Annotated in this window: 20 protein-coding genes and 1 tRNA gene; all 21 read left to right on the top strand. The window is 39.1% G+C overall.

All coding sequences use genetic code 11. From position 1 onward, the window contains the following. Window positions 1-19: 19 nt before the first annotated feature. A complete protein-coding gene (locus tag H8700_RS01285; protein ID WP_249302433.1) occupies window positions 20-562 on the top strand; it encodes a stage V sporulation T C-terminal domain-containing protein in 543 nt (180 codons plus the stop codon). 124 nt (window positions 563-686) lie between these two features. Beyond that, the gene (locus H8700_RS01280) at window positions 687-1025 is read left to right on the top strand and encodes an Hpt domain-containing protein (RefSeq protein ID WP_022141575.1); all 339 of its coding nucleotides are present in this window, start codon (window positions 687-689) and stop codon (window positions 1023-1025) included. A 157-nt stretch (window positions 1026-1182) separates the two neighbouring features. Beyond that, window positions 1183-1455, top strand: coding sequence for a non-specific DNA-binding protein Hbs (gene hbs / locus H8700_RS01275; protein ID WP_022141574.1), 273 nt, complete (start codon window positions 1183-1185; stop codon window positions 1453-1455). A gap of 155 nt (window positions 1456-1610) precedes the next feature. After that, window positions 1611-1850: an RNA-binding S4 domain-containing protein gene (locus tag H8700_RS01270; RefSeq protein WP_022141573.1), complete on the top strand. Its 240-nt coding sequence runs from the start codon at window positions 1611-1613 to the stop codon at window positions 1848-1850. 66 nt (window positions 1851-1916) lie between these two features. Next, window positions 1917-2216 carry a sporulation protein YabP gene (yabP, locus tag H8700_RS01265; RefSeq protein WP_022141572.1) on the top strand — a complete coding sequence of 100 codons (300 nt, stop codon included), beginning with the start codon at window positions 1917-1919 and terminating at the stop codon, window positions 2214-2216. Beyond that, complete coding sequence (gene yabQ, locus H8700_RS01260) at window positions 2213-2611, top strand: spore cortex biosynthesis protein YabQ (protein ID WP_022141571.1); 399 nt, start codon at window positions 2213-2215, stop codon at window positions 2609-2611. Before yabP ends, yabQ begins: the two co-directional genes overlap by 4 nt. Window positions 2612-2835: 224 nt before the next feature. Then, window positions 2836-3138 carry a septum formation initiator family protein gene (locus H8700_RS01255; RefSeq protein WP_249302422.1) on the top strand — a complete coding sequence of 101 codons (303 nt, stop codon included), beginning with the start codon at window positions 2836-2838 and terminating at the stop codon, window positions 3136-3138. 132 nt (window positions 3139-3270) lie between these two features. Beyond that, window positions 3271-5673, top strand: coding sequence for a SpoIIE family protein phosphatase (locus H8700_RS01250; protein WP_330606259.1), 2403 nt, complete (start codon window positions 3271-3273; stop codon window positions 5671-5673). A 20-nt stretch (window positions 5674-5693) separates the two neighbouring features. Further along, window positions 5694-7139: a tRNA lysidine(34) synthetase TilS gene (gene tilS / locus H8700_RS01245; protein ID WP_022141568.1), complete on the top strand. Its 1446-nt coding sequence runs from the start codon at window positions 5694-5696 to the stop codon at window positions 7137-7139. Between the two features lie 79 nt (window positions 7140-7218). Further along, the gene (gene hpt / locus H8700_RS01240) at window positions 7219-7749 is read left to right on the top strand and encodes a hypoxanthine phosphoribosyltransferase (RefSeq protein ID WP_022141567.1); all 531 of its coding nucleotides are present in this window, start codon (window positions 7219-7221) and stop codon (window positions 7747-7749) included. A 13-nt stretch (window positions 7750-7762) separates the two neighbouring features. After that, entirely contained in the window at window positions 7763-9667 is a 1905-nt protein-coding gene (ftsH, locus tag H8700_RS01235) for an ATP-dependent zinc metalloprotease FtsH (protein WP_022141566.1), read from the top strand. Between the two features lie 478 nt (window positions 9668-10145). Then, window positions 10146-12047 carry a leucine-rich repeat domain-containing protein gene (locus H8700_RS01230; protein WP_249302420.1) on the top strand — a complete coding sequence of 634 codons (1902 nt, stop codon included), beginning with the start codon at window positions 10146-10148 and terminating at the stop codon, window positions 12045-12047. An 80-nt stretch (window positions 12048-12127) separates the two neighbouring features. Continuing rightward, on the top strand, window positions 12128-15124 hold the full coding sequence (locus tag H8700_RS01225; protein ID WP_249302419.1) for a hypothetical protein: 2997 nt from the start codon (window positions 12128-12130) through the stop codon (window positions 15122-15124). Between the two features lie 301 nt (window positions 15125-15425). Beyond that, complete coding sequence (locus tag H8700_RS01220) at window positions 15426-18062, top strand: cation-translocating P-type ATPase (RefSeq protein ID WP_249302418.1); 2637 nt, start codon at window positions 15426-15428, stop codon at window positions 18060-18062. A 272-nt stretch (window positions 18063-18334) separates the two neighbouring features. Continuing rightward, a tRNA-Trp gene (locus H8700_RS01215) sits at window positions 18335-18405 on the top strand. Between the two features lie 468 nt (window positions 18406-18873). Continuing rightward, entirely contained in the window at window positions 18874-20430 is a 1557-nt protein-coding gene (locus tag H8700_RS01210) for a leucine-rich repeat protein (RefSeq protein ID WP_249302417.1), read from the top strand. A gap of 474 nt (window positions 20431-20904) precedes the next feature. Then, window positions 20905-22281 carry a leucine-rich repeat domain-containing protein gene (locus H8700_RS01205; RefSeq protein WP_249302416.1) on the top strand — a complete coding sequence of 459 codons (1377 nt, stop codon included), beginning with the start codon at window positions 20905-20907 and terminating at the stop codon, window positions 22279-22281. A gap of 61 nt (window positions 22282-22342) precedes the next feature. After that, window positions 22343-23428, top strand: a complete 1086-nt coding sequence (locus H8700_RS01200; RefSeq protein ID WP_249302414.1) for a leucine-rich repeat domain-containing protein — start codon at window positions 22343-22345, stop codon at window positions 23426-23428. 108 nt (window positions 23429-23536) lie between these two features. Next, window positions 23537-24541, top strand: coding sequence for an Ig-like domain-containing protein (locus H8700_RS01195; protein WP_249302412.1), 1005 nt, complete (start codon window positions 23537-23539; stop codon window positions 24539-24541). Between the two features lie 37 nt (window positions 24542-24578). Further along, window positions 24579-24950: a hypothetical protein gene (locus H8700_RS01190; protein WP_249302410.1), complete on the top strand. Its 372-nt coding sequence runs from the start codon at window positions 24579-24581 to the stop codon at window positions 24948-24950. Between the two features lie 156 nt (window positions 24951-25106). Next, on the top strand, window positions 25107-25265 hold the full coding sequence (locus tag H8700_RS01185) for a hypothetical protein (protein ID WP_249302408.1): 159 nt from the start codon (window positions 25107-25109) through the stop codon (window positions 25263-25265). Window positions 25266-25373: the final 108 nt, after the last annotated feature.

Here is a 25373-nt window from a genome sequence, read left to right as displayed (position 1 = left end):
AAAAACGAGGAGGATTATTATGAAAGCTACAGGAATTGTAAGACGAATAGATGATTTAGGGCGTGTTGTGATCCCAAAAGAAATTCGAAAGACACTTCGCATTCGTGAAGGCGACAGCTTAGAGATCTATACAGAAAATGCAGGTGAGATCATTTTGAAAAAATATTCTCCGATACAGGAGCTCAAGGCGTTAGCACAGCCCTATGCGGAATCATTGTCACTTACTTCAGGGTGCGTGGTTGCGGTAGCAGACCGGGATTGCATCGTGGCCACTTCACAAGGTGGAAAAAAGGACTTTGAGCATAAAATGTTAAGCCGTGAAATGGAAAAGACAATCCTTGGGAGAAAGAAGATAATGGCACAGGGAGATTCAAAGGATTACGTGCAGGTTGCAAATGAAGATAAGAAATATTCATATGAAGTTATGTGTCCTGTAATCGTAGAAGGGGATGTTGCGGGCGGTGTGATCTTATTATCAAAAACAACAGAGAAAGAGAGCAGTCGGGTGCAGGAAAAGTTAGCGGCTTTTGCAGCAGATTTTTTGGGAAGACAGATGGAGTAAAGAAAAGCTTGCTGAAAATAGGGCTTTTAACAACGAAAAACGATCTGAAACCACATTGACTCTTTAGCTTGCTTTGCTATAATTTTCATGTGGGAGATACAATAAGATGAGGAGATTGCGATCAATGAGTAACAGATTAGAAAAATTAGCAGCATTAGGCTGTGATGTAACAGGAGCTATGGATCGTTTTTTGAATGATGAAGAATTTTATTTTTCCTGTTACGATAAATTTATGGGAGATCTAGGATTTGTACAATTAAAGAATGACTTAAATAATCATGACATTCCGGCTGCGTTTGATTGTGCACATGCTTTAAAGGGTGTGATCGCCAATCTGGGGCTGACTTCTCTTTATAATGTGATCGATGAGATCGTAGAACCACTGCGTGCCGGAACGGATGAAGGACTTCTTTCGAAGTATGATAAATTGATGGAAGAAAGAGAGAAATACCTTCTTGTATAAGGATTTGAGAATGTTTTGCTGGTTTTTGTATGTGATTTTGTATAAAATAATGAAAATAAGTCGAAGGATGCTCGAAAAGCCTTGACAAATGGGCATAATGAGGGTATAAATAGATTTGTAAGTTTTTACGGAAATATATTTTGAGGAGGATTTATCCATGAATAAGACAGAGTTAGTTGCAGCTATGGCTGAACAGGCTGAACTTTCAAAGAAAGATTCAGAGAAGGCACTCAAGGCTTTCATCGATGTTGTTACAGAAGAGTTAAAGAAGGGTGAGAAGATTCAGTTAGTTGGATTCGGTACTTTCGAAGTTACTGAAAGAGCTGCCAGAGAAGGAAGAAACCCATTAACTGGTGAGAAGATGCAGATCAAAGCTTCTAAGGCTCCTAAGTTCAAAGCTGGAAAAGCTTTAAAGGATGCTGTAAACTAGGATTAGTTTATCATGTGAAAATGGAAAGAGGCTGTAGCGATACAGTCTCTTTTTTATGGAATAGGAAAATGCTCGTACAGTAGCGGTACACATAGCAAAGCGCTGGCTTTGCACTTTTTTATGGAATAGGAAAATGCTCGTACAGGAGGGTTTATATGCGTTTGGACAAATATTTAAAGGTTTCCCGTCTGATCAAAAGACGGCCGGTAGCAAATGAAGCTTGCGATGCGGGAAGAATTATGGTCAACGGAAAAGTGGCAAAAGCTTCTTTAAATGTAAAAGTCGGAGATGTAATTGAAATTGCATTTGGTGACAAGAGAGTGAAAGTAGAAGTCTTGAGCATTGAGGAGACTTATAAAAAAGAGGAAGCAAAAGAATTATATAAAGTGTTATAATTAAAACAACTCCTTCATATACTACATTAGACAAAACACAAGATGGGTATAGGGGGAGTTTTTTTGATGGATGAAAGAGCATATGAAGACAGACGGACGACAGGAGTACATAAAGTATATCTCAATGCAAGAAAAACAGCAGTTATGTCAGGCGTAAGAGATGTATTGTCATTTGATGCAAAGGAAGTATATCTTGAGACCGAACAAGGTATATTACTGATCCGGGGAGATGAACTTCATGTAAACCGCTTGTCGTTGGAAAAGGGAGAAGTAGACGTTGATGGAAAGATTGACAGTCTGGCTTATTCTGACAGGGAAGAAACAGCGAAAAAAGCAGCAGGCTTCTTTGGGAGGATGTTTCAGTGATCGCACTGATTCTTGGACAGGTCCGTTTTTTGCTGTTGTCTGTCTGCCTTGGAATGGCACTGCTGTTCGGGTATGAACTGCTGCATATCATAAGATGGATCTTTACTCACAAAAAATGGGTGATCTGGGTAGAAGATATTTTATACTGGTGTCTTGCGGCTATACCGGCATTTATAGTCTTATTTATCTACAATGATGGTGTGATCCGCTGGTATGGAATGTTAGCAACACTCAGCGGAGGTATTCTGTATGAAAAAGGCCTCGGAAGACCGGTTCGGTTTGCGTTAGCAAAAATTTTATACAAACCAAGACGAAGATGGGATCACTGGAAACAAAAAAGAAAAGAGAACAGGTTGAAGCAGAAAGAACAAAAAAAGAGCCGGAAAAAAACGTAAAAATTGTCTAAACATCACGAAAAATTCACGAAAAAACTATAAGAAAAATGTTGCAAAATTCGTAGAAATAGTATATAGTAAAAGAACTAGACAAAGTATTGCAAAGCCTTATGAAATAAGGGTTTGGCGATATACGGGAGAATGGAAAACAAAGACACAATATTGTGTACGAACATATGTTTTTGATGCAATATATAGTATGATGATGGGAAGTTGGTGAGACTGTGAGAAGGAGAAAAAGAAAAAAGCTAAAAAAAACGACTGTAATGGGCGTTTTGCTTGTAACATTGGCAATATGTATGACTCTTGGCTATAAACAGTCTGTACTGAAAGCCCAGGGAAAAGAATATGCCTGTCAGCTGCAGGAATTAAAGAAGCAGAAGAAACAGTTAAAGAAAGACAAAGAAGATTTAAAAGAATTTAAAAAATATGTTAAGACCGATGAATATGTCGAAGAGATAGCAAGAGATAAGTTAGGACTTGTTTATAAAGATGAGATCATATTTGAACCGGAAGACAGTAAATAGAAGAGATCAGTTTGTGTACGGTCTCTTCTTTTTTTGTTCTGGTGTCGAACGATTTTAAAAAGTCTACAGCAATTATGACATAATTTGCATTTTGGTATGATTATACTGGATGTCACGGAATGAGGACAGGTTATAAAACCTGTAAATAAAGCAGGAAGTGCATCAGATCATGTACTTCGGGAATGGAGAACAAAGATGAAAGAGATACAAAAAAGAATGCTGTTACAGATTTGCATAGGATTTTTTATTGGACGAGTCGATCTGTTTGGAATCAATCCGGCCGGAGTAGCTTATTTTGCTGCAGGCTATGCCGAGGGAGGTGCAAAGATTCCGGTTGCAGCCGGTATTCTTTTGGGAATGTATACGGTATTTGCTCCGGAAAAGATCATGGGGTATGCAATGGCGATAGCTGCTTTGCTTCTCGCTGTCGATCTGTTGCAAAGACGCAACATTCATATGAAAAAATGGTATTATGCAGCGATTATCACCTTTGCATCCGGGCTCATGAAGGCATTCTGGCTGTATCTGATGCCACATGATACACAGGAAATCTTATTGGCTTTTTTGGAAACCGGTTTAGTTTTTGTGATGACAAGAGTATTTCAGGAAGGAGTACATGTACTGTTAAAAGAGCGGATGATAGCACAACTTAGCGAAGAAAAGGTAATGGGACTGGCTTTTCTGGGTGCATTTTTTTTGCTTGGAATACCGGATATTGTTGTTGCAGGCTTTTCAATCATCTTAGCGATCACTGCATTTGTTACGTTGCTATGCAGCTATTGTTTTGGAATTGGTGCCGGTGCGGTAGCCGGTGCAATCGGTGGATGTGTTTTGATTGCAAATGGGCAGGAACGTTATATGATCGGTATATTGGTATTACTGGGGATTTGTATCGGTATGCTTCGTGAACAGGGGAAATGGCTGACCGGGGTGAGCTTTATGGCAATAGCGGCAGTACTTTTCTATGTTTTTGAAATGAATTTTTCTGCAATAACATACGAAAGAGAAATTGCAGCTTCCGGTGTGTTTTTTATGGCGTTTCCTGAAAAACTGCTTTGGCATTTTGCACTTTGGTCCAAGCAGTCGGTCAATGGCGTGGAAAATGATTGCGTGCAAAAAATGATGCAGCATAAGCTTCAGGATTTTGCAAAATATTTTATACAATTAGGCGATATGCTTTGTGTGGAAAATGAAGAAAAAGAGGAAAAGATACCGGGAGAAACAACAAAATTATTAGAAGCAATGTCTAAGCAGGTCTGTGCAAGATGTGAAAATGCGACAACCTGTCATAGTTTTGTTTCGCTTTTCCGTCCGGAAATGCGTGATATCTTAGAGGATGCCAAAAAGCGGGGAAGATTATCTCTAGAGATTATGCCACAGGAATTTGTCAAAGGCTGTATTCATAAAGAGCGTTTTTTAACACAGGCAAACCAAAGCATTCACCTGACCAATATGGCAGCGGGATATCAAAAGCGGATGCAGCAAAGCCGTCAGTTGATCGCAAGACAGATGATCGAAGTCGGACAGATCGTGAATGATCTTTCAAGAGATCTTCCGGTTGTGCAAAAATTACCGGACGAAATGGTCGGTCAGTTAGAACGGGCACTGCGGAAAAAAAGAGTTCTTGTAGAAAAGGTTGCCTTTTATGAAAAATGTGACGGGCGCTTGGAAATACATATGAAAGGAAAGACCGGCCATGGTCGATTTGTGACAACGCGTGAAGTCAGTGACATTCTTTCAGGAATGCTGGAATGTGCGATCGTTCCAAGAGAAGAATGCCGCAAAGTATTTTCTAAAAAGGCAGAAGAATTTGTTTTCGAAGAAGGGGCACAGCTTACTGCGGTAACAGGAATCAGCAGACTTTCTAAAGATGGTGAAGAACGCTGTGGAGATACCTTTTCAAACTATTATCTGCCGGATGGTGAATTATTAGTTGCTTTATCAGACGGGATGGGAAGTGGAGATCGTGCAAATGCAGAAAGCGAGCGTTTGATCGAAATGTTAGAACAGATGACAGAAATCGGTTTTTCGGAGGTGACAGCCCTGCGTCTGATCAACTCATATTATGTGACAAAACAGGAACATATTAATTTTGCAACGGCAGATATTGCTTTGCTCAACCTATATCAAAAGACCTGCCAGTTTGTCAAATGCGGTGCAAGCATTACCTATTTGTACCGGGATGGGAAGCTGTATGAGATTCAGGGGGAAGCTTTACCTATAGGTGTTATGGCAGAAATCGAGCCATATACCGGCAAATCTGGTATAAATGCAGGCGATTATGTTATAATGATGACAGATGGGATTGCCGACAGCTTTGATATGGCAATTGATGAATTAGAAAACCTGATCATGGATGCACTGGAGCAAAAAGCAGGACCGAAAGATCTGTCAGACAGCATCCTGCAGGCAGCAACCGAGCGTATGAATGGCGAATGTACGGATGATATGAGTGTACTCGTGGTCAAGCTATATGATAATTTAGAAGCAAAATGTAAAATTCCCTGGATGCGTAGAACAAAGATGGTTTCATAGACACGGATCGGAGGCAAAAGATGACAGAGCAAATGAAAAAAAAAATCGAGCAGTTTTGTATAGCAAATGATCTGCTGCATAAGAAAGATGGTATTGTAGTCGGTGTGTCGGGAGGCGCAGACTCGGTCTTTTTGATTTATTTTTTGAAGGAAATCATGGAACGATGGGAACTTCGTCTTCATGTTGTGCATATTAATCACGGAATTCGTGGGAAGGAGGCACTTCATGATGAACAATATACGAAAGAATTAAGCAAACGATTCTCAATTCCGTGCACCATTTTCCGCGAAAATATTCCAAAGAGAGCAACCGAATGGAAAATGACAGAAGAAGAAGCAGGAAGAACCTATCGTTATCAATGTTTTGAAAAAGTCAGACAGGAGCTTGGATTTGATGCGGTTGCCATTGCACATCATCAAAACGATCAGGCAGAAACCGTACTTTTTCAAATGCTTCGCGGCAGCAGCCTGCGTGGTCTTGGCGGAATCCGTCCGAAAAGAGGATATATTATCCGTCCGTTGCTTCTTTGCAACAGAGAAGAGATTGAAAACTCTTTACAGGAAGAACATATTTCATATTGCACCGATCAAACAAACGGACAGAATGATTATACGAGAAATGCAATCCGAAACTGTATTATTCCTGCAATGCAAAAGTACATTCAGCCAAAAGCTGCACAGCATATTGCCAAAAGCGGGATGTATTTGCAGGAAGTCATGGAATATCTGGATCGGGAAAGGGATAGAATTTATGAGAGGATCGTTACACAGCTACAGGAAGAGCAAATAAACGGTTATCGGATTAGGCGGTCAGATTTTGTGCAATTGCCATCCGTGATGCAAAAAGAGATCATTATGAAGTTGTTTGAACAGACAGCAGGCAGGAAAAAAGACATCACAACAGCAAATGTAGAAGAAACCGTAAAGATTTTTCTGGGAGAAACCGGAAAAAAGGCAATGCTTCCCTATCATATGATCGCAGAGCGTTCCTATGAGGATTTGTATTTGTACCGGAAGGAAGAACAATCAAAACATGTAGAATTTTGGGAAGATGAGCTTGTTTTAGGAAAGACATATATATTTCAGATCGAAAATGAGAAACAGATGCAGGTAACATTCTATCGGAAAGACATTAGCGAAATGAAAGAAAACAATCAAAAAAAGCTCTGTACGAAATGTTTTGATTATGATAAAATGGGTATTATGCCAATATTTCGTTATCCACGTAGCGGTGACTATATGTGGATCGATGCGAACGGTCATACAAAGAAACTAAGCCGGATATTTATTGATGGAAAGATTCCGGCTGCTCAGCGTAAGGAAACACCTGTATTAGCAATCGGAGATCATATTGTATGGATCCCATTGCTTGGCAGAGTCAGTCCGTATTATTATCTTACGGAAAGTACTACGCGGGTTTTGTGTGCACAGACAGCAAATAACGAAAGATTATGTATGGCAAAATAGATACAAAAGTGTAATGTGATCCGGTTCATGCGATAAAGCGAATATGAGATCAGGAATCACAGGAGAAAGGCAGGATATCATGAAAGAAGTAATACATGAAATGTTTTCAGAAGAGCAGGTACAAAACAAGATTGTTGAAATAGCAGAAAAGCTGAACAAAGAATATGCCGGTCAGTCATTGCATCTGATCTGTATTTTAAAAGGCAGTATTTTCTTTTTTACAGAATTAGCAAAACATTTAACCATTCCGGTTACGATGGACTTTATGGTTGTATCCAGCTATGGAAACGGTACATCAAGCTCAGGCAATCTTGAGATCAGAAAAGATTTGGAAGAACCGATTGAAGGTCTTCATTGTCTGATCGTGGAAGATATCATTGATTCCGGTAATACATTAAGCCTGACAAGAAAAATGCTTCAGGGTCGTGGACCGGCAAGTCTTAAAATCTGTACATTACTTGATAAGCCGGAACGCCGTGAAACACAGGTAGAAGTAGAATATACCGGATTTGTGATCCCGGATGCTTTTGTGGTAGGTTATGGCTTAGACTATGCACAGAAATACCGCAATCTTCCATACATTGGTGTATTAGAATTTGTAGAAGAATAAAAGGAGATCTGGAATGAAGAAACAGATAAGAACAGGCGGAATTGGTTTTTATGTTCTGATTCTGGCTATTATTTTTATGGCGGTTTATGTATCAGGTGCATTTAGACAAGGGTCTGATAACAGCTATAATATTTATCAATTTGAAAAAGACTTAGGGAATGGAACGGTTCAATCCGTAGAGGTTTTTCCGAATGAAGAAGTTCCTACCGGTGAGGTCAAAGTTGTTCTAAACAGCAAAAAGACTATAAGTTTTTATGTGTCAGATGTGAATAAAATAGGAGATCTGATCGATGGCTATAAAGATATTGAAAAGAATTATGTGGTCAATGATATCCAGAAACCATCGTGGGTGATCACAACATTGCTGCCATATGGCTTAGCGATCATCGGTATCTTTTTCCTGTTTTCTTTCCTTTCTGCCCAGTCAGCAGGAGCAAGCGGCGGTAATGCCAAGATGATGAATTTTGGAAAAAGCCGTGCGCAGAGGATTGATCCGGGAGAGCATGCAAAGAAATTTAAAGATGTTGCCGGACTGAAAGAAGAAAAAGAAGAATTAGAAGAGATTGTAGACTTTCTGGCTAATCCTGCAAAATATACCGGAATCGGAGCAAGGATTCCAAAAGGAATCTTATTGGTAGGACCTCCCGGTACCGGTAAGACATTACTTGCAAAGGCAGTAGCAGGAGAAGCAGGCGTACCATTTTTTAGTCTGTCGGGTTCTGACTTTGTAGAGATGTTTGTTGGTGTCGGTGCATCACGAGTCAGAGATATGTTTGCGGAAGCTAAGAAAAATGCACCTTGTATCGTATTTATCGATGAGATCGATGCGGTAGCACGTAAGAGAGGTTCCGGTCTTGGCGGTGGTCATGATGAACGCGAGCAGACATTAAACCAGATGCTTGTTGAGATGGATGGTTTTGGTGTCAATGAAGGAATTATTGTGATGGCAGCGACAAACCGTGTCGATATCTTAGATCCGGCAATTCTTCGTCCGGGACGTTTTGACCGTCGTGTGACAGTAGGCCGCCCGGATGTACGCGGCAGAGAAGAAATCTTACAGGTTCATGCAAAGGGAAAACCGTTAGGGGATGATGTCGATCTAAAGAAGATCGCACAGACAACGGTTGGATTTACCGGAGCGGACTTAGAGAATCTGATGAACGAGGCTGCGATCGCCTGTGCAAAAGACGGACGTAAGTTTATTGAGCAGGAAGATATCAGCAAATCATTCATTAAAGTAGGTATCGGTAAAGAAAAGAAGAGTAAGATTATTTCTGAGAAAGATAAAAAGATCACGGCATATCATGAAGCTGGTCATGCTATTTTATTCCATGTTCTGCCTGATGTCGGACCGGTGCATATGGTATCCGTTATACCGACCGGTGGCGGAGCAGCCGGTTATACGATGCCACTTCCGGATCGCGATGAGATGTTTATCACCAAAGGAAAGATGATGCAGGATGTGATCGTAAGCTTAGGTGGACGTATCGCTGAATCGCTGATCTTTGATGATGTGACAACCGGTGCATCACAGGATATCAAGCAGGCAACAGCAACGGCAAAAGATATGGTTACAAAGTACGGTTTCTCAGATGATATCGGAATGATCAATTATGCAGACGAAGATGAAGTCTTTATTGGTCGTGATTTTGGTCATACAAGTCGTGGCTACAGTGAAGATGTTGCCAAGACGATCGATCATGAGGTCAAGAAGATCATTGACGAAGCATACACAAAAGCAAAGCAGATCTTAGAAGACCATATGGATATCCTTCATTCGTGTGCAGCATTGCTGATGGAGAAAGAACGTATCGACCGCAAAGAGTTTGAAGCTCTTTTTGGTGAAGATACGCAGGAACCTGCAGAGGGAGAAGCTTTGATTGAAGAAAAACTCTCAGAAGAGGATGTGCAGGAATAAAAACGGAATGGTTTCAAAGAAGTACGTATATTTTTTTAGAAAACAGGAAGTTGTTTTTGTGCAGTAGTGGAGTGGTATATTCGTACAAAACGTTTGAAAATTTATGTCTGTGAAAATGTATAATTTGCGTAGAAAAACACAGACAGGCTCAAAAGTCGGTTGGTCATTGTTGAAAAATACAATGACTAAAACCGACTTTTTTAAATATAGTGTCAGAATGCACAAAAAGAAATTCAAAATTAAAAGTAATTTGTGCACACTTCATGCCATAGCCTTGCTATACTAACACTCGTAAACCCCAATACATTATATAGTTTTTGCTACACCCCATAAGTAACAAAAATACCTTCTCCAAAAGAGGAACTGCTTGCAGTTCCTCTTTTACTTTGCCTATCTTTCTTTGGGGGTGTATGTTATAATAAAACATGCCCAAGAAAAGCAAGCGATACTACGTTAGATACTGAGGAAGAAGATGTTTATGAAAAGAATGCGGTTTGGAAAAAAGCACAACCAAAAAACAAAGCATCGTCAATCTGCCAGCCGGTGGCATGGTATGTTGGCGTTCTTTTTGTGTGCTTCGTTACTGCTTTCAGCAACACCGAGATCAACAGCAGCAAGTCATAATAAGGAAGAGGAAGCAGCGTTACTTGCATTGCTGGAACAACAAAAAGAAAATGGGGCTGAGATAAATGATGTCTCAATCTCCTATGAATGGCATGATGACGGCCACTTGGCTGCAATTCATTGGACATGGGGGAAAAAGTTCAGCGGAAATATCTGCCTGAAAGATTTTCCGGAATTGACTACTTTAGAGTTGGTGCTGAAACAATCAAACATTACATTAGATATTTCTCAAAATTCCAAATTGAAAAAACTAATCTGTAAGACAACGATGGAAAAGTATGGACAGCTCGAAAGCGGTATGAGTTGGAAAGATGGTATGAAGACACTTGATCTATCGAATAATCCTTTACTGATGGAGCTGGATTGTAGTTATAATCAGTTGACAGAACTGGATCTGACAAATAATCCAAAGCTTCAGAAATTACATTGTGAAGGAAACAAAATTTCAACAGTAAATTTGTCTCCTAATGCATTGTTAAAAGAATTATATTGTGACCATAATAAGTTAAAAGCATTGGATCTTTCTGAAAATATAAAATTAGAAACACTTGATTGCTGTAGTAATTTTTTGGAAACACTGGATCTTTCTGAAAATATAAAATTAGAAACACTTGATTGCCGTAGTAATTTATTTGAAACACTGGATATTACGAAAAATGTAATGCTCAAAAATCTTTGGTGTGATTTTTCATGGGAACAGCTGGATTTACGACAAAATATTTATCTGGAAACTGTAAATGATGAATATGATGACGAAGAGGGTGCATGGGCTTTGAAATCGAAGGAATATATTGAATCTCAAAATAATTCATCATCATCTGCATCACCAACACCAACAGCATCTTCTCTTCCTGTTGTATCCGAAAAGCCGGAAACGTCTATGACACCAACACCGCAAATAACGGAAGCACCAACTCTGGCACCATCAATAACACCTACAACTACGCACACACCAACAGCAACTCCGATACAGACCTCTGATACGGAACCAGCACCAACGAAAACGCCAGCATCTTCTCAACCTCTGGTGATAACTCCAATACCAACGTCTGATACAGAACCAACGAAACAGCCTGATGACAGTGGTACTCCTTTGGCAAGACAGCCATTGCAGACAGTGTCACTATCAAAGCAGCCGGATCGGACAGAACCCATTCGGTTACAAAAGCCTGCACTGGGAAGGACCACATTGACAAAGGCATCGTATCCGGTTATAAGCTGGAATAAGGTGAACACAGCTTCGGGGTATGAAGTCTGGCGTGCCATAGGTGACAAAACGACATTTAAAAAGCTGCATACGGTATCGGGAAAAGCAGTCTGCCGTTATATCGACAGCAAAGCCCGTTCCGGTCAGAAATACAGATACCGGATCAGAGCATTTTATAAGAAGGGCGGTAAGATAAGCTATAGTGCATACAGCCGTACAAAAGAAATCGGAACCTATCTGTTAAAGAAACCTTTGATCCGTGGCGGAAGTGGAAAGACAGCAGATGGAAGATCATATGTCTGGATCAGCCTGAAAAGATATGCCGGTAACCGCATTCAGATCTATTACAGGATCAAAAAAGGAAAATGGATTCGTTTAAAGCTTGTGACGGACCGGATTCCAAAGAAAAACTCACGTTTTATGATCCTGTGCAAACGCAAATATAAAAGCTATGATTTTCAGGTGCGAACGCACGAAAAGAGAAAGGGAAAGAAACAGTATAGTCCGTTATCGAATATTACACGGATCTTTGTGGGAAAGAAAGGTTAATATTGTGTAATTTAATATCGTATAGAGTTTTGAATTTTTGATGTATCAGAACATCGTTTAAAGCAGGAGAGCAGACACTTATGAAAAGAACACAATCAGGTGAGGAATACAAAAAGAAAAGTAGAGAACGCCAATCTGCCAGCCGGTGGCGTGGTATACCGGCATTCTTTTTGTGCTTTTCTTTATTGCTTTCACTTCTGATGCCTTCTGCCTCTTTTGGTGTTTTTGACAGTATTTCGGCAAAAGCAGATTCCGATGATCTGATCAAGGTTTATCAGGATGATACGCTCCTTGGGGAATATGAAGATCTTGCAGCTGCCTTTGCTGGAATGCAACAGGAAGATGCCTCTTATCGTGTTGTTTTTGAAAATGCAGAAGGCGTTTATACGATCGAAGGTGATGTTGTATTGCCAAAAGCGAAATGCATTACTTTTGCAGGAACATATATAAAGAAGGATTCAAATTGGACGATGTCTACTATTAAGATCAGTGGTGATTGGAAATGCCAGTCAGATATAGAAGCGGATTATGTCGATATTGAGACAAAAGAAATATACAGCAGTTATGTGTTAGCCCTCGGAAGTCACACACTTAAGGTTGGAGATAATATGAGTTCTGGTGTGCAGAATGCCTGGATACATGAGATGCGATGGTGTTTTCAGATTGTAGGCGCGCAGGATTCCTGTATAGAAGTTGGCTTTGAAAATGGTAGATGGGATGTGGGTGCAATTGTTACAGATACATTGATTCTTAAAAATGGTACAGATATTTTGGGGCGTTCTCATGCTATGCCGACACAGATTGATCAGTTGATCGCAGAGAATGGAACAAACTTTAAAATACAATTGTTTTCAGGCCGTGGCGATAAGAGTGACTGTATCCGAAAGGTCGAGATTAGAAAAAATAAAACATATGATGAGGAGTTTTGCATCACGGTATTTAATACAATATGGGCCAAGGAATGTCTGAAGCTTGGAAATATTTATTCTTATCAAGATCAAAATGTGTCTTTCAATCTTATTTATAACATCTCAGCTCCGAACAGAATTCATGTTCCTACAATACATACAGAACTTTTAGGATACCTGAGTGCGCATGTGGATATGAAGATTACGTTACGTGCTAATAATGATTTGGAACAATATAAGTATCAAAAAAAGCATTTCCTATTGAAATCGCTGCATATTCCGGTAGAACATATTCAATTTACAGAGACATTTCATAATACAGATATGGAGCCATATGTTGATGAGAAGACAGGTTGGATCATGTTATCTAAGACTACGCTGGATACACCGGAAGACAATGCAGAGAGAGAAGAGGTACTTTCTCTGAATGAAAAAAATGTGGATGAAAAATATTATATATCATATGAACTGGATGAAGAAACACGGACAGCTACAGTAACAGGCAGTGTACTTAAGAGAGAAGGGTGGAATTATTATAGGGATGTTGTTATTCCGGAATATGTAGAAAAGGATGGAATCAGATATTTTGTAACAACGATTGCACCAAATGCATTCCGATCATCGGATGATGCACCGATCGATAAATTCTATCTTTCTGATCATGTTAAAAAAATATCAAGTAAAAGCTTCGATAGTTCATGTGTTGATCATCTTTGGATTGGAAAAGGTGTAGAGTCTATTGATTCATCAGACGCATTTAGTGGGAGTATGTTTGAAATTGCTGTTGATCCGGAAAATCCCTATTTTATGAGTGAATTTGGTTATTTATATACAAAAAATCAGGATACATTACTAAAACTGACAAGAGGATTGGAAAATGATTATCGTATCAGAAGATTTGAAGTGCCGGATACTGTTAAAAAGATAGCAGCGTATGCAAATGATTATCCATGGTTTTGCAATGATTTTATTTATCCTTCGGGAACGCAGATAGAAGAAAATGCATTTTATGTTTATGGTGTAGGATCCGATATGGGTTTTGCACTTCGTGCAGGAACAGCGCAGGAATTGACAGAGGATTTTGAACAGCTGGTTCTGGAATCGATGGATACCCTGACACCGGATTTTCCGATCCGGCAGTCGAATGTATCACCATTACCAACAGCATCTTCGCTCCCCGGTGTATCAGAAAAGCCGGAAACGTCTATGACACCATCACCGCAAGTAACGGAAGCACCAACTCTGGCACCATCTATAATGCCTGTAATTACTCAAACTCCTACAGCAGCTCCGATACAGACATCTGATGCAAAACCAACACCAACTAAAACGCCTGCATCGCCATCACCAACAGCATCTCCTGTTGTATCCGAAAAGCCTGAAACATCTATGACACCAATGCCGTCACCATCGGTAACGCCTGCAGCGACTCCAACTCCGACACCGACTCCAATACAGACTTCTGATACAGAACCGACGAAACAGCCGAATGATAACAGCAATACTTCTGACAGACAGCCATTACAGACAGTGTCACCATCAAAGCAGCCGGATCCGACAGAAACCATTCGGTTACAAAAGCCTGCACTGGGAACCATTACATTGACAAAAGCAGCATGTCCGGTTATAAGCTGGAATAAGGTGACCGGTGCTTCGGGATATGAAGTCTGGCGTGCCACAGGTGATAAAAAGACATTTAAAAAGCTGCATACGGTATCGGGAAAAGCAGTCTGCCGTTATATCGACAGCAAAGCACGTCCCGGTCAGAAATACAGATACCGGATCAGAGCATTTTATAAAAAGGGCGGTAAGATAAGCTATAGTGCATACAGCCGTATAAAAGAAATCGGAACCTATCTGTTAAAGAAACCTTTGATCCGTGGCGGGAGCGGAAAGACAGCAGATGGGAGATCATATGTCTGGATCAGCCTGAAAAGATATGCCGGTAACCGCATTCAGATCTATTACAGGATCAAAAAAGGAAAATGGATCCGGTTAAAGCTTGTGACGGACCGGATTCCAAAGAAAAACTCACGTTTTATGATCCTGTGCAAACGCAAATATAAAAGCTATGATTTTCAGGTGCGAACGCACGAAAAGAGAAAAGGAAAGAAACAATATAGCCCGTTATCGAATATCACACGGATCTTTATGGAAAAGAAAGAATGATGAAATGCCCTTGCCGGATTAAGAAAATAATTTGACATATCAGAAATATATATGTTAGGATGAACTTGATATTAGGGAGTAGTTCGCATCGGTTTGTCCGGTGTTGTACTGTTCGTCATCACGTTATTGAGCGATATATCAGATAAGTCGTGCAGATAACCGGATAGTACACTTCGTAGAAATGGAACGAGACTTTTATTGTACGTTTGTTGTACAATAGGGGTCTCTTTTTGCGTCAAACAAAACAGAGAATCTTATATGAGCAATAAACGGAAAACTAATCTATAAGGAGGAGTTGTGCATGACACAAAAAGAAGATTGGAACTATTCCACACAGGAACTTTTACAGAAGTTTGACGTGACAGAGCAGGGCTTGAACAATGTCCGGGTGGAAGAAACTCGCAGGCAGACAGGTGAGAATATCCTGCAGGAGGGAAAGAAGAAAAGCACTCTAGAGGTATTTTTAGGCCAGTTTTGTGATTTGCTTGTAGTAATTTTGATTATTGCTGCAATTATTTCAATGTTTTCAGGTAACGTAGAAAGTACCATTGTAATATTGCTGGTACTTATTATGAATGCAGTTCTCGGAACGGTACAGCATATCAAGGCGCAGCGTTCGTTGGAGAGTCTCAAACAATTATCTGCACCCAATGCCAAAGTTATTAGAAATGGTGTGAAACAAGAGATTCCTTCCAGAGAAATTGTTCCGGGAGATATTGTTATGCTGGAAGCCGGGGACATGATAGTAGCAGATGGACGGATTTTACACAATTATTCATTGCAGGTAAATGAAAGTTCCCTTACAGGGGAATCTACCAATGTAGAGAAGACAGATATGGTGATTGAAGGAAAAGCGGCATTGGCAGACAGAGTAAATATGGTCTACTCAGGCAGTCTTGTTACTTATGGACGTGCACAGGTTCTAGTGACAGGAACCGGTATGAAAACAGAGCTTGGTAAAATTGCCGGACTCATGAATGCAGCAAAGGAAAGAAAGACACCATTACAGGAGAGTCTTGACAAGTTCAGCGGAAGACTTGCAATGTTGATCATGATAATATGCGCAGTAGTTTTTGGCTTATGTATTTATCGCAAAATGACAATTCTCGACTCTCTGTTGTTTGCAGTTGCATTGGCAGTAGCAGCAATTCCGGAGGCATTAGGCTCTATCGTGACTATTGTGCAGGCGTTTGGGACACAGAAAATGGCTAAGGAAAATGCTATTATCAAAGATTTGAAAGCTGTAGAAAGTCTTGGATGTGTATCTGTTATCTGCTCTGATAAGACAGGAACACTGACACAGAATAAAATGACAGTGCAGCAGATTTATATTGATGGTAAGGTATATGAACCTAAAGAGCTAGACATTACTGATCAGACGCAGAGATATCTGCTGTATGATGCGGTACTTACCAATGATTCGAGTATAGTAGAAGGTAAAGGAATCGGAGATCCTACAGAATATGCCTTGTTAGAAATGTTCCGTAATATTCAGGTAGAATCAAGTAAATTTTTTGGAAGTGCAGGCATTTATGAGGATATATTAAGAAAGTCAATGGATAGAATGGAAGAAGTTCCTTTCGATTCTGACAGAAAACTGATGAGTACCAAGTATAGTCTTCATGGTGTTCCCACAATTTTAACTAAAGGAGCAGTGGATGTTCTGCTAGACCGTTGTACATCAGTACGTTACACGGATGGTATTCGCCCTATGACAGAATCAGAAAAAGAAAAGATTCGTAGGCAGAACCGGATTTTCTCTGAAAACGGACTCAGAGTGTTATCCTTTGCATATAAGGAATCAGACGAACCTTTAAGTGTTGATACAGAATATAATTTTATTTTCCTTGGATTGATTTCCATGGTTGATCCGCCACGACCTGAGTCTGTAGAGGCGGTTGCTGATGCAAAGAAAGCGGGTATACGTCCGGTTATGATTACAGGCGATCATAAGATAACAGCAGTAGCGATTGCAAAGCGGATAGGCATATTTGAGGATGGCAATATTGCACTTACAGGGGCAGAACTGGATGCTTTGACAGACGCAGAGCTTGATGACAGGATAACGAAGATATCTGTATATGCCAGAGTTTCACCGGAAAATAAAATTAGAATTGTAGAAGCATGGCAGAGAAAGGGCAACATTGTATCTATGACGGGTGATGGTGTAAATGATGCACCTGCGCTGAAAAAGGCAGATATTGGTGTTGCAATGGGGATTACGGGAACGGAAGTTTCCAAGGATGCAGCAGCCATGATTTTATCAGATGATAATTTTGCAACTATTATTAAAGCTGTAGCAAATGGTAGAAATGTATACCGTAACATTAAAAACGCAATATTATTCCTTCTATCAGGTAATACGGCAGGTGTTTTTTCAGTATTGTATACTTCAATTATGGGATTACCGGTACCTTTTGCACCTGTGCACCTGTTATTCATTAATCTGTTGACGGATTCATTGCCGGCACTTGCGATTGGTATGGAGCCGGCAGATGAAAGACTTTTGGATGAAAAACCTCGTGACCCTAAGACCGGAATAATGACCAGAGATTTTATAATGACTATGATAGCAGAAGGCGTACTGATTGCCGTTGTAACAATGACAGCATATCATATTGGAATTGCAGGCAATCCGGCGAAGGCTTCTACAATGGCATTTGCCACACTTACAATGGCAAGATTGTTCCACGGTTTTAACTGCAGAAGCAAAGAATCCATTTTTGAAATTGGACTTGGTTCTAATAAGTACAGTTTATATGCATTTGCAGCTGGTGTCTGCCTCCTCGCATTGGTAATCTTTGTTCCGTTTTTACACAGTGTGTTCAGTGTGGAGAATTTGTCTGCAACAGCGATTGCGCAGATTATCGGACTGAGCTTTATACCGACAGTGATTATTCAATTAGTAAAGTTATGCCGCAATAAAAAGGGAGAATAATATAATATGTTGAAAATGGAGCGTACTTGTATACTTCAGCAATGCAGTTGAAATTGGCAGTGAATCGAGAAAGGTATTGCTCCACAAAACGATTGTGGAGCAATACAATTCAAGTGAAGAACATCCAGAGTACAGATTTTCCTGCAAAAGAAGTTTCCCGATATCTTAAAAATGCAGTTTGGGTCAACAGAAAAATGCAGAAAAAGCTTGACAGGATTTTTATTATGTAGTATACTTCAAAAGTCGCTTGTGAGTGACACACCATAAGATATAGGGGTGTAGTTCATCGGTAGAATAAGAGTCTCCAAAACTCCAGAGGAGGGTTCGATTCCTTCCACCCCTGTTATTGATAAAAGACTTGAGAGAAATCTCAGGTCTTTTTTGCTATAGAAAATGTGTTGTTTACCATGAGATATAAAGGAATCTATAAGGATGTGATCATTATATGAAGTATTGTGCATTTGCTGATGACAAGAGATGCATTGTCAAAAGAAGAATTTGATACAGCGATGCAGACCGGTTTGACACAAGCTAAGTGTGATAATGCTGTTTCTGTTGATGAGGCATTCCTTGATTGAAGAAGAAACTTGGAGAAGTGAAGGGGATGTCTGATGTTGACAGGTTTTCCTGCGATTGTGTATACTAATAATATAGTAATATTTTACTATTTAACATGGAAGACATGAAAATAGTGTATTGTGATGACACAGTCAATGTTATCGGTAAAGAAAATACCAAATCACAATAGATCATTTCATTATGATCCATCGAAAGGGCAACAACCGTAAAAATTTCTGACAGGAGGAAGCAAATGATGAAGATAACGAAAAAATACGCAGGAAGAATTTTAAGTATAGCATGTATGTCACTTGTTTTAACGTTTCTTTTCAATTTTAGCGAGCTGAAATGTTTTACGAAATCGGTTCATGCCGATTCTGCTGACAGTACATCAAAAGGGATTAATGTAGCATATCATACGCAGGATGAAATTCGCACATATATCGCCAATAACGGTGCTACTGTAAATGACGCACTGAAGTTTTCGGAGAATCCTGTTACTACAAAACCCTATTCTTTAGGAAAATTATCGGATAAGACATTGCATTCAGCGTTAGCAATGTTAAATCAGGTCAGATACATTGCCGGAATTTCTGATCAGGTACAATTGGATAACAGTTATAATCAATTAGCCCAGGCAGCTTCCTTAGCAAACTATCTGAATGATACGCTTAGCCATGAACCGGAAAAACCGGCTGGAATGTCAGATGATATGTATAACATGGCATTAAAAGGAGCCTCTTCTTCCAATATTTCTTATGCCAGCTGGTCCGGTCAAAGTTTAAATGATGTACTGATATCCGGTTTTATGTGTGATTCAGACAAGTACAATATTAGCAGAGTAGGTCATAGAAGATGGGTTTTAAATCCATCTATGAAATCAACGGGATTCGGAGCAGTTAGCGGAAAGAACGGAACCTATAGTGCTCTTTATTCTTTTGACAGAAATAACAGCACTGCCGGGGAATACGGAGTTGCCTGGCCGGCACAGAATATGCCTGTAGAATATTTCGGTGCAGATTATGCATGGTCGGTTTCTATGGGATATAAGGTAGATGCTTCCAAAATAAAAGTAACTTTAACCAGAAAGAATGATGGGAAAAAATGGGAGTTTTCTCAAGGAAAGTCGGATGGAGTTTTTTATGTAGATAATGATTATTACGGTCAGATCGGATGTATTATATTCAGACCATCTTCGGTAAAAAAATATAATGCGGATGATGCATTTCAGGTTGATATTACAGGATTAGAACAAGGTGATGTTTCGTATACGGTTCATTTCTTTCAGGCATTAGATCATAAGTCTTCTGCCACAAAGCCTTCTTCCGACCCGGCAGAAACTAAGCAAAACAAAGCCAAAACACCAAAGTTAGGAAGTAAAATAAAAGATGCAAAGAATATCTATATAGTAACCGGAATAACCTCAAAAAGTAAGACGGTGAAATATAAAAAACCACGGAATAGTAAGAATGCATCGGCTGTTATTCCAAAAACGATAAAAATTAATGGCAACGTTTATAAAGTAACAGAAATTTCAGCGAATGCTTTTAAAAATTGCAAACGCCTAAAAAAAGTAACAATAGGAAAAAACATTACAAAAATAGGGAAGAACGCTTTCTTGAATTGCAAAAGTTTAAGACATATGAATATACAATCATCAAAGCTGACGAACAAAAATGTTGGCAAAAATGCATTCAAAGGAATAAGCCGAAAAGTGGTTGTAAAAACACCGGCAAAGAAATATAAAGAATATAAAGTGCTGCTTCGTAAACACGGAGTCGCATCAACTGCAAGGATAAAACATAAATAGAATTTCATCATGATCCATCAAAAGGGCATTAACTGTAAAAGGTTAGTGCCTTTTTTGTGTGATGGGAAATTGCTCGTATAGGATTGGTATATCATCAAGAATCGCCATAGCGATTCTTGCAAAGTTTAATGGTACATTAAACTTTTGGCAAAGTGTTGCCCTTGCATTCTTTTGTATTTTTGAAAAAATGATATATCTATAAAATAGAGAAAAAACACCGTAAAAGGGTGAAAGCGGTGCGAAAAATATCAAAAAAATGCGTTTTTTACCTCTAAAAGTGCTTCTGACCGGTAAAAGTGAAAAAAATGGAAAAATTATCATGACTTCATTTTGTATACTGATAGAAACAAAAAATCTGATAATACAGTTATTAAAAAAGTGCTAAGAAAAAGAACAGTAATGTTATTTACTGGGCATATAAAGTTTCAGAACTGTCAGTTAGAAGAAAAATTCGGGTATACAAGGAGGTAGCAGATGATGAAAATAACGAAAAAACAAATGTCATGGCTGCTTGCGGCAACAATGGTGTTATCGGTTGTGCCGGGACAGACAACACAGGCGGCAAAAGCCGTCAAACTAAGCAGTAAAAAAGTCACACTCACAGTTGGAAAGAGTAAGACCATTCAATTAAAAAACAATAAGAAAAAAACAACATGGAAGATCCTTTCGGGCAAAAAGTACATTAGCCTGAGCAATAAGAAAAAGAACAGTGTTAAGATCGTAGCAGTAAAGAAAGGAAATGCAAAAGTACAGGTCAAAGCAGGAAAGAAAAAATACACTTGCAATGTGACCGTAAAGGCTGTAAAGAAACCGGCAAAAACACCGGTTGTAACAAAGGCATCGAGTACAACACAGAATTCGGATACAACACAACAACCGGGTGTAATCCCATCAGGAGCACCAGGGGTAACAACACAGCCAAGCACAACAGGAAAGCCGGATGCAACAGTAGTACCGACAGATTCGTATGTAGGGAAAAATGCATCTGATGTAGCAGCTTTACAAAGTATTATTCAGGAACAGAAGCAAAATGGGGCTACTGTAAGTGAAGATCTGGATTCCGAGCAATACAAATGGGAAGAAGGAAGACTCGTAGGGATAGAATGGAGTAGAGAGAATTTACGAGGTGATATGGATACATCTCGATTGACGGCATTGACGGCGTTGCATTGCTATGATAATAAGCTAAGCAGCCTTGATGTGAGTGGTTTGACAGAATTGACGGATTTGTATTGTGGTAGTAATAAGCTAAGTAGTTTAGATGTGAGCAGTAACACATGGTTGAGATCATTGGATTGTGGTGATAATGAGCTAAGTAGTTTAGATGTGAGCAGTAACACATTGTTGTGGTCATTGGATTGTCGTGGTAATCAGTTAAGTAGTTTAGACGTAAGCAGTAATACGGAATTGGAGTGGTTGTATTGTGAATATAATGAGTTAAGTAGTTTAGACGTAAGCAGTAATACGGCATTGGAGTGGTTGCATTGTAATGATAATCAGTTAAGTAGTTTAGACGTAAGCAGTAATATAGAATTGGAGTGGTTGTATTGTGATAGTAATGAGTTAAGTAGTCTGGATGTGAGTGGAAATACATCCTTGACAGAATTGTATTGTGAACATAATGAGTTAAGTAGTTTAGATGTGAGCAGTAATACGGCATTGACGGATTTGGTGTGTTCTGATAATGAGCTAAGTAATTTGGATGTGAGCAGTAATACCGAATTGACGTATTTGTCTTGTGAAAATAATGAATTAAGTAGTCTGGATGTGAGTAATAATCCGAAGTTATGGGTTTTGACCTGTGATGACACAGTCACCATTGTCGGTAAGGAAAACACCAAGCTACAGTAAGTGCTGACTCATCAAAGGTTATCATATAATACGCAGGACGAAAAAAGGAGGGCGAATAGATATGAAAATTACAAAAAAACAAATAGCGTGGCTTCTTACGGCAGCAATGGTGCTGCCTGTTGTGCCGGGACAGACAACACAGGCGGCAAAAGCCGTGAAACTAATCAGTAAAAAAGTCACACTCACAGTCGGAAAGAGTAAGACCATTCAGTTAAAAAACAATAAGAAAAAAACAACATGGAAGATCCTTTCAGGCAAAAAGTACATTAAACTGAGCAATAAGAAAAAGAACAGTGTTAAGATCGTGGCGGTCAAAGCAGGAAAAGCAAAGGTGCAAGTCAAAGCAGGAAAGAAAAAATACACTTGCAATGTGATCGTAAAGGCTGCAAAGAGCTGGAACATAATACCGAGTGTAACAATATCGCCTAGAACGACAAAGCAGCCGGGGACGACAACAAAGCCGCTTGCAACAAAAACACCGGGTGCGACAACAGCACCGACGAACACATCTGCTAAAAAAGATGCATCTGATGTAGCAGCTTTGCAAAGTATTATTCAGGAACAGAAGCAAAAAGGAGCTGCTGTAAGCGATAACCCGGATGCAGATGAGTACACATGGAATGAGGGAAGACTGACAGGAATAAAATGGACATCGTGCAAATTGAAAGGCAGTCTGGATGTTTCAAAATTAACAGCGTTAGAAACATTGTATTGTGAAGATAATCAGCTGGATACTTTGGAACTTAGTGGTAATGTGGCATTGAAAACATTGTTCTGTAATTATAACCAGCTGGCAAATCTGGATGTGAGCCATAATCCTGCATTGGCATATCTGTATTGTTATTCCAATCAGCTGAGCAGTCTGGATCTAAGCCAAAATCCTGCATTGGAATCGGTATTTTGTTTTTCCAATCAACTGAAGGATCTGGATGTAAGCCACAACCCGATATTAGCGTACCTGCATTGCTATTCCAATCAGCTAAGCAGTCTGGATGTGAGTCAGAATCCTTTGTTAGAATCATTAGATTGCCGGCAGAACCCGTCTCTGACCAGTCTGGACGTAAGCAATAACACGATATTGAAGGAACTGTGTTATGACGATGCAGTCAGTGTCATTGGCAAGGAAAACATAAAGTTACCTTCCTGAAACTAAAGTAGAAAAGTTTCAATCAAAGGGTACAGATGGAAACGAAGAAACAATTTGCAATAATGCATGAAAAGTGCATTAAAATAAAAGCATCAAGGAGGAAGAAACATGAAAACATGTAAGAAAAAAATCGCATTAGGATTATCTCTGGTATTGGTATCAGCAAGCATCGCTGTTCCTTCTACCGAGAGTCAGGCGGCAAAAATGAAGTTGAACAGATCGTCAGCAGCGATCAAAGTTGGTAAGAAAGTGACTTTGAAAGTCAAAGGAACCAAGAAGAAAGTAAAATGGACTACCAGTAAAAAGGCAATTGCCAGTGTCAGCGGCAAAGGTGTTGTAACCGGTAAGAAAGTCGGAATGGCAACGATCACTGCAAAGGTTGGCAAGAAAAAATTCCGTTGTAAAGTAACAGTAAAGGCAAAAAAGAAAATAGTACAGAATACAACACGAAACACAACGCAGAACACAACACAGAATACAACAAAGACAACTGTTCCAACACCGGCTCCTGTTATCAATAATCCGGTACAGTCAAACACAAACAAAGTATCTACAGATCAGTTAGCAGCAAACTGTGCTGTAAAGATGACAAAACTTTCCGATGGTGTGTTAGTGACAGTAACGAATAATAACACACAGCAGATTGATTCGTTGAATGTAATGTGTACTTTGAAAGATGAAAATAATGCAGAAGTACAGAGCAATAGTGTATATTTTGATTGCCTTGCATCGGGAAAATCATATGACCAATATATTTCAGTGCCTCTGGAATATTTTAGCGTAGATCTGACAAAGTCAACGACAAAGGTGGATCTGGTAAATATATATATAAACTATGTAGATAAGACAAATGCAATTACAGAATCAATAGAAGAATCGACAGATTCAATCGGTTTGGATTATACTGTAAAAAACACATCGGATAAAAATGTGAGCGTTGAAGGAATTGTATACTTTTATGATAAATCAGGTAAAATGATCAGTTGTTCTAATATATCTGCAGAGGCATATGCAAATGACACCACCCAGGCATGGATATCAGTTCCGAATGATGATTATGAAAAATTATATGATTCATTCAAAGTGGTAACACACGCTTATGCACAAAAGTAAAATTTAAACAGTCTAAGTAGAAAAAAGGAGACAAAATATGAAGATAAGTAAGAAGAAAGTGGCATTAGGTATGGTTCTTGTATTGATGTTGTCTATACTGGCAACACCGGCTTTAAAGATGTCGGCAGCAAGCTCTTCGCCGTGGCAGGTAAATGGTAAATATGATCTGAATAAAAAAAGATTGATAACATATTGTGAATTGGTGAATGCCGATGACTATTTAAAGAAAAAAACAAGAACATTTAAGATTACACCTTCCACAAAATTCATATATGTAAAAAAGAATTTTAGCAAAAAGCCAATAAAGAAATCACAGATTGGCAAGTATATAAAAAAGATAAAAAAATCAAAGAGCTTTCAGTTCAAATTTAAAAAGGGAGTTGTAACGGAAATTTATTATTACCGTTAGAAAAACGAATCTGAAATGTAAAAAGTATCTTTATCATCAATCACAATAAGAGCCTCTTTTCTCGTGTTGACAAGCTTCTTTTCCGGCAGCAGGCAGTACATTATTTTCCTGTATGTCGGAAGAAGTGGTTGTCACACAGGAAAAGAGGCTCTTTTAATGGAAGTGAAAAATGCTTATATAGCGGTGGGGCAAAGTACAAAATGCGGTTTTACACTTTTTATGAAAAAATTTTTAAATTTTGCATCTATTCCTATTTATCCTGAAAATAGAAAAAAATTATCATTAAAAGCTGAATTCGGGACAAAAAGTGCTTAAAAATAGAAAATATCTGCCTTGGAAAGTGCTTCTGCCCGGTAAAAGTGAAAAAAATGGAAAAAATATCGTGACTTTGTTTTGTATACTGATAAAAATAGTATTTTTGCA

Source organism: Jutongia hominis (assembly GCF_014384965.1).
Taxonomy (GTDB): domain Bacteria; phylum Bacillota; class Clostridia; order Lachnospirales; family Lachnospiraceae; genus Butyribacter; species Butyribacter hominis.
This window is presented reverse-complemented; position numbering and strand designations above follow the sequence as displayed.